This is a genomic window from Burkholderia sp. F1, assembly GCF_050813845.1.
Classification (GTDB): domain Bacteria; phylum Pseudomonadota; class Gammaproteobacteria; order Burkholderiales; family Burkholderiaceae; genus Burkholderia; species Burkholderia ubonensis.
The window spans coordinates 406710-419736 of the sequence record NZ_CP172422.1 but is presented as its reverse complement, the minus strand read 5'-3'; the positions used below and the strand labels follow the sequence as shown (position 1 = coordinate 419736).

Genomic DNA, 13027 nt, shown 5'->3' with positions numbered 1-13027 from the left:
CGCGCGGCCGCTACTTGGAGATCGCTTCGAGCGCGATGCCCTTGGTGCGCGGCCCCATCAGCCCGATCACCGCCATCACGACCGCCATCGCGCCCGCGATGAACACGAACACGCCGGCGGTGCCGAAGCCCTTCAGCACGGCGGCGATCGCGAACGACGTGAAGATCGCCGAGAAGCGGCTCCACGAGTAGACGAAGCCGACCGCGCGCGCACGGATCGCGGTCGGGAACAGCTCGGCCTGGTATGCGTGGAAGCTGTACGACATGATGTTGTTCGCGAGCGTGAGGCCGATGCCGAGCACGATCAGGAACGCGGCCACCGTCGTCTGGCTGAACAGCAGCCCGCAGACCACCGCCGCGCCCGCCATCGCGACGATCACCGACTTGCGCTCGAAGCGGTCGGCGATCAGGAGTCCGATCAACGGGCCGATCGGCGCGGCCAGCGCGATCACGCTCGAATACGCGAGGCTCGTCGTGATCGTGATGCCCTGCTTGATCAGCAGCGTCGGCACCCAGTTCGCGAAGCCGTAGAAGCCGACCGTCTGGAACACGTTGAAGATCGTCATCATGATCGTGCGGTTGCGGTACGGCGGCACCCACATGTCCCGGAAGCTGCCGCGCGCGTGCACCGGCTGGGCAGGCGCGGGCGGCGGCAGCGGGCGGCCGTATTCCGCCTCGACCTTCGCCTCGAGCGCGCGCATCACGCGGTCCGCCTCGTCGAGCCGGCCCTGCTGCGCGAGCCAGCGCGGGCTTTCCGGCAGCGCGCGGCGGATCCACCAGACGAAGATCGCGCCGTGCGCGCCGATCAGCACGACCCAGCGCCAGCCGTCGAGGCCGAGCGGCGCGCGCGGGACGAGCAGGTACGCGAGGAACGCGACGACCGGCACCGCGGCGAACCCGACCGCCTGCTCGCACGCGAACGCGCGGCCGCGGATCTGCTTTGGCACGAGCTCCGAGATGTACGTGCCGATCGTCACCATCTCGACGCCGAGCCCGAGACCGACGACGAAGCGCCAGAAGTTCAGCCCGGCGGCGGTGTCCTGGAACGCCATCACGACATTCGCGGCCGTATACCACAGCAGCGACCACGTGAAGATCGCACGGCGTCCGAAGCGATCGGCAAGGAAGCCGCACGCGATCGTGCCGATGAAGAGGCCCGCGAACAGCGCGGCGATGAAGCTCGCGACGCCGGTCGTGCCGAACAGCCCGTGCGTCGTCGCGGTCAGGACGCCGCTCTTGACGAGGCCGGGCGCGACGTAGCCGCTGTACAGCAGGTCGTAGAGTTCGAAGAAGAAACCGAGGCTCAGCAGCACGACGAGCTTCCAGACGCTGCGGGTCGGCGGCAGGCGGTCGAGGCGGGCGGAAATCGAGCCGACGTCGAGCGTGGAGTTCGGCGTCGCGGGCGCCCGTGGGGAAGTTTCCGATGAAGCCATCGTGGGCGCGTCTCCTGATGTTGTCTTGTCGTGTTGTCTCGTCGCCGGGCAGCCGTCGCGCGGCCGTCATGCGAATCGGTTCCATTGTACCGGCCCCGACACCGCGGCGCCGCGCGGCAAACGCCCGCCGCCGGCCCGCACATTGTGTAAATTTCGTAACCATCTGTCGGCCGGCGCGCTGCCGCGCCGCACGGCGGATCGACCGCCGCGTCGCGCCGCGCAAGCGCGTCACGCCAGTCTGCGCGCGGCGCAACCGCCCCGCCGCCGCACGCCTTCAACACATCGCGACCCGCATGCCGCTATGCTCGGAAGATTCCGCGGCAGCGGCCGACGCCGGCGCACACCGGTAACATGCCGTCTGCCCAACCGTGACAACCCGTGGACGATCTGCCGGCAGGGCCATGTCGGCAAATCGCAAGGATTCCATGCGCATACAACAACTTTCCACTTTTGCACGCCGGGTCGCACTGATCGCGCTGCTGTACCTGATCCCGGCCGCAGCGGCGTCCGCGTTTCCATCGCCGACTTCCGAAGCCGGCGCGGCCACCGCCGACGGCGCATCCGCCCCGACGATTTCGTTGAACGACGCGGTCGCCGAGCTGAAGCAGATGCAGGCCGAACAGGACCGCATCAAGCAGCAGACCTCGGCCGCGACGAACAGCAAGTCGCTCGATGGGCTCGCCGACTCGACGCAGCAATTGAGCGCCGCCGTCGACAAGCTGACCGCGCAACTGGCCCCGCAACGCGCGAAGATCCAGGCGCAGCTCGACGTGCTCGGGCCGCCGCCCGCGCCGGGCGCGGCGCCCGAGACCCCGGCCGTCGCGCAGCAGCGAGCGACGTTGAACGCGCGCAAGGCGCAAATCGATGCGGCGCTGAGGCAGGCCGGCGACCAGAAGGGCAATCTCGCCAACCTGACCGACCAGTTCTCGAAGCTGAATCGCAGCCTGCTGAAGAACCAGCTCGTGCTGCGCTCGGGCAGCATCTTCGGCGCGCAATTCTGGCTGCCGCTGTTCCGGCTGCCGCCCGGCGACGCGCAGCGGCTCGGCGGCTTCGACGAGCAGCTCGTCGCGATGCTGAAGTCGGCCTGGCAGCCGGGGCAGCGCATCGTGACCACGCTGCTGCTGCTCGCCGCGCTGGCGGTCTGGATCGTGGGCCGGCGGCTCATCGAACACTGGCTCGCGTGGTTCTGCGTGAACCGCCTGCCCGAAACCCGCCTGCGCCGCAGCGCGCTCGCGCTGTCGACCGCGGTCACCACGCTGCTGACCACCGGCGTCGCGGTGCAACTCCTCTATGTCGCGCTGGCGCGTCGCTACGATCTCACGCCGACGCTCAGCGACCTGTGGGACGAGTTCGCGAAGCTGGCGCTCACCTGCGCGCTGATCGCGGGCCTCGGCCGCGCGCTGCTGTGCACGCGCCATCCGTCGTGGCGGCTGCCCGCGCTCGCCGATCCGGTCGCCCGTGCGATGCGGCCGTTCCCGGGCGTGCTGGCCGCGCTGCTGCTCGTGTTCGGCACGATCGAGGAAATCAACCGGATCGTCGACACGAGCCTGTCGGTCACGCTGTTCGGCCGCGGCATCGTGGCGCTCGTCGTCACGCTGACGGTCGGCGCGTCGCTGCTGCGCGCGAACCGCGTGCGCAGCGCGCTCGCGGCGGCCGGCGAAGCGCCCGAGCAGCGCTCGACGCTCGCGGGGCTGATCCACGCCGGCGTGTCGCTCGCGATCGTCGTGTCGCTGCTCGCGCTGATGATCGGCTACATCACCGTCGCACGCTTCATCACCTTCGAGCTGGTCTGGTTCGAGATCGTCCTGTGCAGCGTGTACGTACTGACGCAACTGACGCGCGACGCGTGCGCCACGCTGTTCAACGCGAACCTGTCGAGCGGCAGGCAGATCAAGCACCTGTTCGGGCTCGGCGACAAGCATCTCGAACAGGCGCAGACCGTGCTGTCGGGCCTCGGCACGAGCCTGCTGATGCTGTTCGCGGTGATCGCGCTGCTGACGGGCGGCTTCGGCACGACGCCGGGCGACCTGCTCGACAGCCTGGTCGCGGTGGTCGGCGGCCAGAAGCTGCAGAGCCTGAACATCATGCCGGACCGGATCGTCAACGCGGTGATCGGCTTCGCGATCGGCCTCTACCTGCTGCGCTCGGTGCGGCGCTGGCTCGACAACGAGTTCATGCCGGCGCTCGGCATGGACCCCGGCATGCGCGCATCGCTCGTCACGCTGTTCAGCAACGTCGGCTATGCGCTGATCGTGCTGATGACGCTGGCGCTGCTCGGCGTGCGCTGGGACAAGCTCGCGTGGATCGTCAGCGCGCTGTCGGTCGGTATCGGCTTCGGCCTGCAGGAGATCGTGAAGAACTTCGTGTCGGGGCTGATCCTGCTGACCGAGCGACCGGTGAAGGTCGGCGACATGATCAGCATCAGCGGCGTCGAAGGCGACATCCGCCGGATCAACGTGCGCGCGACCGAGATCCAGCTCAGCGACCGCTCGACCGTGATCGTGCCGAACTCGCAGCTGATCTCGCAGAACCTGCGCAACGTGACGATGGGCAACAGCACGCAGGGCGTCGCGACGCTGGTGCTGACGTTCCCGCTGAACACCGATCCGGAACAGGTGCGCGACCTGCTGCTCGACGCTTACCGCGAGCATCCGTCGATTCTGGAGAAGCCCGCGCCGTCGGTGACGTTCAGCCAGCTCACGCCGGACGGCATCACGCTGAGCGTGACGGGTTACGTCGCGAGCCCGCGGATCGCGGGGTCGACGAAGAGCGACCTGCTGTTCGAGATCCTGAAACGGCTGCGCGCCGCGCAGATCTCGCTGTCGAGCCCGCGGATGCTGATGGTGCAGAACATGCCGGCGGGGGAGGCGTAACGGGACCGCATGATGAGCAGGCCACCTGCGCACGCTCGTCCGTCTACGACAGGAGGCACATAGGACATGTCTACGTGCTCGCTCACGATCAATCGATACCGAAATCGGGCAGATCAAGCTCGACGGGCGACAGAAGAAACGACGTGCCGTCGGCCTCCTGCTTGACGTGCCATAGAATCAGGCCGTTTGTCCACGCACGCCCGGCATGGTCCAGAAAAGCGGCCGCCCCACCTTCCAGGATCCCCTTCAACGAAAACGGCGGAAGCCACAGCAACGCGACCTCGCCTTCGCCGTTCCACCCGTGGCAGGCCAATCGCGCGTGCGCTTCCTGCACGTAGGTCTGCCAGTCGCTCGCCGCATCCCGAACCGGCATGCAGAAATTCAGGTTGTCGATCCACTCGTAGACGTAGCAGTGGAACGCCCGCAGCGCCTCGGGCGGATATCCGATCAGCGTCGATCGTCCGGCCGGCTTCATTCGTCCATCCCCGGCCATTCCTGCTGATGTAGGATCACCCAATGCTCGTCGCGCTCGATACGCCCGTGCTCGATCAACGCCTGCGCGGCCCAGGTCAGGTCATCGGTTCCGGAGAAGAATTCCACCGGAAAAATGGTCCGGTTTCCGCCGATGTAGACGACGACGGGTGACGTGCAGGTTCGCGACGTCACGCGGACGTACTCGTCCTCTCCCGGTCCGTCCGCGTTGACCAGCATGAAGCGCCGGTCGCCCGGCGCTTTCGTTATCGTCAGATACGCCGCGCCGTCGCCCACATCGATCCCCGCCGTTCCCGAACCGGCCAGCCAGTCCTGTTCGGTCAGCGTGGCGACGAGGGCTTCGAATGCGTCGGCGGAGCATAATTCCTGACGCAGCCCCGACGGGTAGCAGAAGCTCACTTTCATTTCGCTCTCCGGGCAAGTGGTGCGTCACCCTGAAACCGGCCAGCATCTCGACGATCAATGCGAAGGCTTGCCACGTCGTCCCCGGGCACGACCCATTCGTCGCCGCACCGCGACAGAAACGCGATACCACCGTCCACGCGCCTGGCTGCGACGAAGGGATCCGATTCCGTCGACATCACCGCCCAGTTCAAGCGATCCCCGGTTCTCTTGTAAAAGAACCCGCATGACCCGTGCGCGACACCCTCGCCACCCGCATAGGTCGCCCCGGCGATCTCGATCGAGAATGTCTCGACGATATCGGTGAGATCCGATTCGTCGACGCGGGTCGCTGCATTCAGGTCCAGTCGCGAACCGGCCACGGTGTAGCCGATCACGCGCGCATGCCCCAACGCAATACAGTCGGCGTAATAGAATCGTTCGCGGCGAATCAGATCGGACAGCATGTCCATTGCAGTTTCATTCCTCCATGTCACGGGTGCCAACGAGGCGGCGGTTCGCTCCGGATCGGCATACTGCCAGCCCGGGTCGTGACGCCGCGCACTTCCATGTGGGTGGTTCTCTCCAGTCAGGCACGATGCCGGTCGTGTCGTGAGGATCGGCGGCCGGCATCCCGTCAATCGATCGTGACCGTTTCCTTCCAGCCGTAGACGATTTCGTCATTCTTCTCGTCGTCTTCGTCACAGGAAAGCGTGATCAAGTTGCCGCTCGGATCCGAAAGAAGTGCTTCATAGCCGGCGGGCATTCGCGCAATCTCCTGGAACTTCGCCCCGACCTCCTTCAAGTGGCGGCAGAACACGCCGAAGTCCTTTTCGACCCAGATGTGAATGATCGAGATGCCGCTCACGGCATCGTTCTTTTCCCGATGCAGGAACAGGCCAATTCCGCCATCCCCGTCAAGCAGGACCTCCCTGCCTCCCACCACCTCAAAGCCCAGTCCACGGCTATAGAAGTCCACCATCTCCGGCATACCCTTGGGTTTGACCGGAATGACAAATCTGGCCCTGCTCTTGATGATTTCCATCTCTCCCCTTTGGTCGCGCATCAAGATGCCTACGACCGAATCGAGTGCTCTCGCGCAAGCGTCCAGGAATCAATCAATCGTGACGGTTTCGGCCCAGCCGTAAACGATCTTGTCGCTTTCCTCATCGTCTTCGTCGCTGTAGATCGTGATCAGGTTGTCGCTTGGATCTCGAAAGTGAGCGAAATAGCCGACCGGCAGCCGCCCGATCTCTTCGAACTTCGCGCCTGCGTCTTTCAAACGACGACAGAATGCGCCGAAGTCCTTCGCAATTTCGATCTGGATGATTGCGTTTCTATTGAGCGGCCCCTTTCCGTTTTCATACAGAAACGTCCCAACCCCGCCATACGGCCCCCCGAATAGCACCTCCCCATCCTCCGTCACCTCGAAACCCAATCCGCTGCCATAAAATTCCGTCATCCGTTGCATGCTCTTCGGTTTCACCGGAATCACAAGACGGATCCTTCCCTTCGCGTCTTCCATATCTTCCCTTGACTGACGGCCCGCTCCTGCGTCGAGCGGCCGCGACTCCGCCGTCGCGACAATCGATTCGAATCCGCGACGTCGATTCCCGCCAGACGGCGTTTCGACGATCGATGCGAAAGCGCGCCACGTCGATCTTCTCGGCAAAACAATGGCTGAACACCTCTTTCGCCGCCAGCGATCGCGCGCCGTTCCACGAATGGAATGGCGCGCCAATGCCCTGGTGGTGCGCGAAACGCGCAACGTCCTCCCGCCGGGGACGTCGACGAAGGTCGCGGCAACCGGCGCGACACCTTCCGTCCGGAACATGCGCGGAATGCCGTCGATGAACTGCCGGAATCGAACGCCGTCGCAATTTGCGGCGACGGCCTTCTTGCTCGCGCCACGCCGGCAGTGCTCCCGCTTCTCGCGCAGCAAATAAGGTGCGTCCTGCATGCCGACGGCCAGCGCATGGTCTATCGCTGCCGCGGCCTCGTCGAAGCCACCCTCAGACGGATGACTCGATCCACGCCGGCAAAGGAATCCCGTTCTGCTCCAGGATGCGCATTGTCTTGTCCAGGAAGCACGATGGAAAATCCGTCTTCGCGCCATACAGGTCAACGATGCCGACCTCCACCACGCTTTCGACCAGAACCGCAAACGCGTTCCGCTCGTCTTCCGACAACGCGAACGTGATGCCCGCCGGGATCGGATCGCCCCTTCCGTTCAAATCGAGCAATGCTCCCTTTCGCTCCCACTCGGCCAGGTCCCGGCTCGTCGCGACGGAATCGAGATGATCCAGCAACGCATCGACGGCCGGGTGCGAGAGTCCCTTGACCTCGCAGTAGCGGCGCAAACAGGACGACGCATATCGCTGCATCGCGACTGGCGAGTGCCCCGCCAGTTTCGCAAGAATCTCATGTCCATTCATGATGACGGCACGACCGGGCTCGGTTCGTGTTCAGGAAGCGGGCGGCAAACCGGGCATGGTGCTTGATCCGGGCCGGAAATGCCACTGTCAGAACGCCCAGTGCGGACCGTCGGGCAAGCCGCCGCAAACGACAAGGGCCGGCTACCGCATCGCGGCAGCCGGCCCTGTTTCACTCACGCGCCGAATCCGGCGCGCTGCGTCAAACGTCGAACTTCACCCCTTGCGCCAGCGGCAGCTCGCGGCTGTAGTTGATCGTGTTCGTCGCGCGACGCATATAAGCCTTCCACGCGTCCGAGCCCGACTCGCGCCCGCCGCCCGTTTCCTTCTCGCCGCCGAACGCGCCGCCGATCTCCGCGCCGCTCGTGCCGATGTTCACATTGACGATCCCGCAATCGCTGCCCGCCGCCGACATGAACTGCTCGGCCTCGCGCATGTCGTTCGTGAAGATCGCCGACGACAGGCCCTGCGGCACCGCGTTGTGCACGTCGATCGCGTCCGCGAAGTCGTCATACACCATCACGTAGAGGATCGGCGCGAACGTCTCGCGCTCGACCACCGCCGACTGCTTAGGCATCCGCACGATAGCCGGACGCACGTAGTACGCATCGGCGTGACCGACGTCGACGCGCTCGCCGCCCTTCACCTCGCCGCCCTGCTCGCGCGCATCGGCCAGCGCCTTCTGCATCGCGTCGAACGACGCGCGATCGACCAGCGGGCCGATGAGCGTGCCGGCTTCCAGCGGGCTGCCGACCGTCACCGACGCATAAGCCTTCTCGAGGCGCGGCAGCAGCTGATCGACGACGCTGCGGTGCACGATCAGGCGGCGCAGCGTCGTGCAGCGCTGACCGGCCGTGCCGACCGCGGCGAACGTGACCGCGCGCACGACGAGATCGAGATCCGCGCTCGGCGCGACGATCATCCCGTTGTTGCCGCCGAGCTCGAGAATGCCGCGGCCGAGGCGCTGGCTCAGCACCTTCGCGACTTCCTGGCCCATCCGCACGCTGCCCGTCGCGCTGACGACCGGCACCTTCTTCGACGACGTCAGCACCTCGCCGACGTCGCGCATGCCGAGCACCAGCTGGCTCAGGCCTTCAGGCGCAACGCCCGGATGCGTCTTCTCGAACTCGCGCAGCGCCTTGCCGAGCAGCACGTGGCAGGCGATCGCCGTCAGCGGCGTCTTCTCGGACGGCTTCCACACGACCGGATCGCCGCACACGAACGCGAGCGCCGCATTCCACGCCCACACCGCGACCGGGAAGTTGAACGCCGAAATCACGCCGCACACGCCGATCGGGTGCCACGTTTCCATCATCCGGTGGCCCGGGCGCTCGGACGCGATCGTCAGGCCGTACAGCTGGCGCGACAGGCCGACCGCGAAATCGCAGATGTCGATCATTTCCTGCACTTCGCCGAGCCCTTCCGACGTGATCTTGCCGGCTTCGAGCGTGACGAGCCGGCCGAGCGCGGCCTTGTGCTCGCGCAGCACGTTGCCGAACACGCGCACCAGTTCGCCGCGAACCGGCGCGGGCACCGTGCGCCACTTGAGGAATGCCGCGTGCGCGGCGTCGATCTTGCGCTCGGCGTCGGCAGGGCTGTCGACGGCCAGCGTCGCGAGCGTCGCGCCGTCGAGCGGCGAGCGCGCGGTCAGCGCACTGCCTTTCCACTGGGCGAGATCGATGTCGAGCGCGGCAAGAATGTCGTTGAATTGCATCACTTCCTCTTCAGGGACAGATTGATCGGTGCGGCGGCAACGCCGCCCGCGTGATTCGATTGGAGCGCGTTCGCGCGCCCTGTGCAAGCGGATGCGCGCCCGGCGGGCCCTGCGGCCGTCCGGCGGCCCGGCGGCCCGGCCGCGCCGCCGCGCGTCTCCTCAGGTCGCGGCGTGCGATCCATGGCCAGCATTGTCGATGGCCACAAGTCGGGCGGCTATTGATATTAACTCACGACTTCATTCCCAAAACGCATCACGACACGGGGTCCGGCCCGCCCTTTCCCGGGCGGGGATCGGACGCGTCAAAAGCCTTGCGGCACGGCCCGCTGCACGACCTCGGCGCACGCCGCAGTGCGTCATCACTTGATGATGAGGACGCATCAACTAGTTCGGAAATATCGTTTGCCGCTTGCGCTTCGACCCCACACAATTTGACCGGCGTCAAGGCGTGCGGCACAGCACCCGACGCACCGATGGCCGCCATGCCCCGCCTTGCCGGGCGCGGCCGGACCTCAGACGAAGTCGACATGCATCCCGGCCGGTCACCCCGAGCCACGCGTGTCGACGCCGCCCGGCAGGCGGCGGGCGGACATGCCGTGCTTCGTCTCCCCAAAACAATCCCGGAGACAGCGCCCAACACCCATGCGTACAGATTCCCACCCCGATTCCGCGCGAGCGCCCGGCGCGCGCGCGTCCCAGCCCCAGCTCCACCGCAGCCTGCAGGCGCGCCACCTGCGCATGATCGCGATCGGCGGCTCGATCGGCACCGGCCTGTTCGTCGCGTCCGGCGCGTCGATCTCGCAGGCCGGCCCCGGCGGCGCGATGATCGCGTACATGGTGATCGGCCTGATGGTCTATTTCCTGATGACGAGCCTCGGCGAGATGGCCGCGTTGATGCCGGTGTCGGGCTCGTTCGCGACCTACGGCGCGAAGTACGTCGACGAAGGCTTCGGCTTCGCGCTCGGCTGGAACTACTGGTACAACTGGGCGGTGACGCTCGCGGTCGAGCTGGTCGCCGCGCAGCTCGTGATGAACTACTGGTTCCCGCATGTGCCGGGCGTCTGGTGGAGCGCGCTGTTCCTCACGCTGATCTTCGCGCTCAACGCGCTGTCGGTGCGCGGCTTCGGCGAGGCCGAATACTGGTTCGCGCTGATCAAGGTGCTGACCGTGCTCGCGTTCATCGGCGTCGGCCTGCTGATGATCTTCGGCATTCTGAAGGGCGCGCCGAGCACCGGCTGGGGCAACTTCACGATCGGCGACGCGCCGTTCGCGGGCGGCTGGGCGACGATGCTCGGCGTCGCGATGATCGCGGGCTTCTCGTTCCAGGGCACCGAGATGATCGGCGTCGCGGCCGGCGAATCGGAGAATCCGCGCACGACGATCCCGCGCGCGGTGAGCCAGATCTTCTGGCGCATCCTGCTGTTCTATGTGCTCGCGATCTTCGTGATCGGCATGCTGATTCCGTACACCGACCCGAACCTGCTGAAAAGCGACGTGACCGACATCGGCGTGAGCCCGTTCACGCTGGTGTTCCGCCATGCGGGCCTCGCGTTCGCGGCGGGCGTGATGAACGCGGTGATCCTGACCGCGGTGCTGTCGGCCGGCAACTCGGGCATGTATGCATCGACGCGGATGCTGTACAACCTCGCGGTCGAGGGCCGCGCGCCGAAGCTGTTCGCGAAGCTGTCGCCGGGCGGCGTGCCGCGCAACGCGCTGTACGCGACGACGGCAGTCGGCGCGCTGTGCTTCCTGACCTCGCTCTATGGCGACAAGACGGTCTACTTGTGGCTGCTGAACTCGTCGGGGATGGCCGGCTTCATCACCTGGCTCGGCATCGCGGTCAGCCATTACCGGTTCCGCAAGGGCTTTGTGAAGCAGGGCTACCGGCTCGACCAGCTGCCGTATCGCGCGAAGTGGTTTCCGTTCGGCCCGTTCTTCGCGTTCGTGCTGTGCGTCGTCGTCGCGCTCGGCCAGGACTACCAGGCGTTCCTCGCCGCCCGGATCGACTGGGTGAGCATCGCCGCGACCTACATCGGGCTGCCGTTCTTCCTCGCGATCTGGCTCGGCTACGCGCTCGTGCGCAAATGCCGGCTGGTCCGCTACGAGGACATGGAAATCGCGCCGTGGGTCGAGCGCAATGCGGCGCCCGAACCGGCGCCTGCCGCCACCCCCGCCTATCCGGCCTACGTCGCCGGGCCGGCGAACCCGACGCCGGGCGCGTGACCTTGCCCGCCGCGCCGGCTGCCGCATGACGGCGGCCGGCGCGGCGCCGCCCGCATTCGACGCGGCGCGCGCGTTCAGGCAAGATCGACGCGTGCCGTATGTGTTTCCGTCGTTCCTCCGTCATCGAATCGCATGCAGAATTTCTACGAAGCCACCGTTTCCCGCCAGCCCTATCCGCAGCTGACCGACACCGTCGACACGCAGGTCTGCATCGTCGGCGGCGGCCTCGCCGGCCTGTGCACCGCGCTCGGACTCGTCGAGCGCGGCGTGCGCGACGTCGTCGTGCTCGACGGCGAACGGGTCGGCTACGGCGCGTCCGGCCGCAACGGCGGCTTCGTGTTCGGCGGCTACAGCCTCGACAACGCCGACCTGCTGCGCACGCTCGGCCGCGACGAAGGGCGCCGCCTGTACCGGCTGACCGTCGACGCGGTCGACCTGATCCGCGCGCGCATCGCGCGCTACGGCATCGACTGCGACATCGTCGACCGCGGCGTGATGCTCGCGAACTGGTTCGACGATCCGTCGCGGCTCGACGGGCTGCGCACGCTGATGAAGACCGAATTCAACGTCGACTGGGAGCCGGTCGCGACCGACGCGCTGCGCGCGCGGCTGAAGACCACGCGCTATCACGGCGGCCTGTTCGAGCCCAACGCGTTCCATTTCCATCCGCTCAAGTACGTGCTCGGCGTCGCCGCGGCCGCGGCGCGCGGCGGCGCGCGCATCTACGAACAGTCGGCCGCGCTCGGCATCGCCCGCGACGGCGCGGGCTACGTCGTGCGCACCGCTCAGGGCACGGTGCGCGCGAAGGACGTCGTGTTCGCATGCGGCGGCTACGCACGCGGCGTGTCGCCGCGCATCGAGCGCGCGGTGCTGCCGATCGCGACCTACGTGATCGCGACCGAGCCGCTCGGCGCGCGCCTCGCCGATGCGATCGACGCGCCGTATGCGATCTACGACACGCGCTTCGCGTTCGACTACTACCGTCCGCTGCAGGACACGCGGATCCTGTGGGGCGGCCGGATCTCGGTGCTCGACCGCGGCCCGGACGCGATCGCCCGCCTGCTCAAGCGCGACCTCGCGCGCGTGTATCCGCAGCTCGCGGACGTGAAGGTCGAATACGCGTGGGGCGGGCTGATGAGCTACGCGCGGCACAAGATGCCGCAGATCGGCCGCGACGCCGACGGCGTCTGGCACGCGATCGCGTTCGGCGGGCACGGGATGGCGCCGACCACGGTCGCGGGCGAAACGCTCGCCGCCGCGCTGGCCGGCGAGCGGCCGGTGCCGGAAGGCTTCGCCGCGTTCGGCCTGACCCGCACGTTCGGGCTCGCGGGCCTCGCCGCCGCGCAGCTCACGTACACCGCGTACCAGGCACGCGACGCGCTCGCGGCATATCGCCACTGAGCGCCACTGAGCGCCATTGAGCGCCCGCGCGGCGGCCCGCCGGGCGCTGCCCGGCGTATTCGGACTAGAACGAAAGGTC

Annotated in this window: 11 protein-coding genes; 3 read left to right on the top strand and 8 right to left on the bottom strand. The window is 67.0% G+C overall.

What is annotated here, in order from left to right; genetic code table 11:
- Window positions 1-10: 10 nt before the first annotated feature.
- Entirely contained in the window at window positions 11-1432 is a 1422-nt protein-coding gene (locus tag ACFIMZ_RS20940) for an MFS transporter (RefSeq protein WP_431824244.1), read from the bottom strand.
- A gap of 425 nt (window positions 1433-1857) precedes the next feature.
- On the opposite strand from ACFIMZ_RS20940, the gene ACFIMZ_RS20935 reads away from it, so the two are divergent.
- Window positions 1858-4305, top strand: coding sequence for a DUF3772 domain-containing protein (locus tag ACFIMZ_RS20935; RefSeq protein WP_431824243.1), 2448 nt, complete (start codon window positions 1858-1860; stop codon window positions 4303-4305).
- 88 nt (window positions 4306-4393) lie between these two features.
- On the opposite strand, the gene ACFIMZ_RS20930 is transcribed toward ACFIMZ_RS20935, so the two are convergent.
- The 7 genes from ACFIMZ_RS20930 to amaB all read right to left on the bottom strand — a co-directional run bounded on the left by ACFIMZ_RS20930 (window position 4394) and on the right by amaB (window position 9324).
- On the bottom strand, window positions 4394-4780 hold the full coding sequence (locus tag ACFIMZ_RS20930; protein ID WP_431824242.1) for a hypothetical protein: 387 nt from the start codon (window positions 4778-4780) through the stop codon (window positions 4394-4396).
- A complete protein-coding gene (locus ACFIMZ_RS20925; RefSeq protein WP_431824241.1) occupies window positions 4777-5202 on the bottom strand; it encodes a hypothetical protein in 426 nt (141 codons plus the stop codon). Before ACFIMZ_RS20925 ends, ACFIMZ_RS20930 begins: the two co-directional genes overlap by 4 nt.
- Window positions 5199-5651, bottom strand: coding sequence for a hypothetical protein (locus ACFIMZ_RS20920; RefSeq protein ID WP_431824240.1), 453 nt, complete (start codon window positions 5649-5651; stop codon window positions 5199-5201). The genes ACFIMZ_RS20925 and ACFIMZ_RS20920 overlap by 4 nt, the downstream gene beginning before the upstream one ends.
- A gap of 164 nt (window positions 5652-5815) precedes the next feature.
- On the bottom strand, window positions 5816-6223 hold the full coding sequence (locus tag ACFIMZ_RS20915) for a VOC family protein (RefSeq protein ID WP_431824239.1): 408 nt from the start codon (window positions 6221-6223) through the stop codon (window positions 5816-5818).
- A gap of 69 nt (window positions 6224-6292) precedes the next feature.
- On the bottom strand, window positions 6293-7138 hold the full coding sequence (locus ACFIMZ_RS20910; RefSeq protein ID WP_431824238.1) for a VOC family protein: 846 nt from the start codon (window positions 7136-7138) through the stop codon (window positions 6293-6295).
- Between the two features lie 52 nt (window positions 7139-7190).
- Complete coding sequence (locus ACFIMZ_RS20905; RefSeq protein ID WP_431824237.1) at window positions 7191-7613, bottom strand: hypothetical protein; 423 nt, start codon at window positions 7611-7613, stop codon at window positions 7191-7193.
- 199 nt (window positions 7614-7812) lie between these two features.
- Complete coding sequence (gene amaB / locus ACFIMZ_RS20900; RefSeq protein ID WP_431824236.1) at window positions 7813-9324, bottom strand: L-piperidine-6-carboxylate dehydrogenase; 1512 nt, start codon at window positions 9322-9324, stop codon at window positions 7813-7815.
- 642 nt (window positions 9325-9966) lie between these two features.
- Between amaB and ACFIMZ_RS20895 the strand changes: the two genes are divergently transcribed.
- Together ACFIMZ_RS20895 and ACFIMZ_RS20890 are read left to right on the top strand one after the other, a co-directional pair.
- On the top strand, window positions 9967-11547 hold the full coding sequence (locus tag ACFIMZ_RS20895) for an amino acid permease (RefSeq protein ID WP_431824235.1): 1581 nt from the start codon (window positions 9967-9969) through the stop codon (window positions 11545-11547).
- Between the two features lie 132 nt (window positions 11548-11679).
- The gene (locus ACFIMZ_RS20890) at window positions 11680-12948 is read left to right on the top strand and encodes an NAD(P)/FAD-dependent oxidoreductase (RefSeq protein WP_431824234.1); all 1269 of its coding nucleotides are present in this window, start codon (window positions 11680-11682) and stop codon (window positions 12946-12948) included.
- Window positions 12949-13027: the final 79 nt, after the last annotated feature.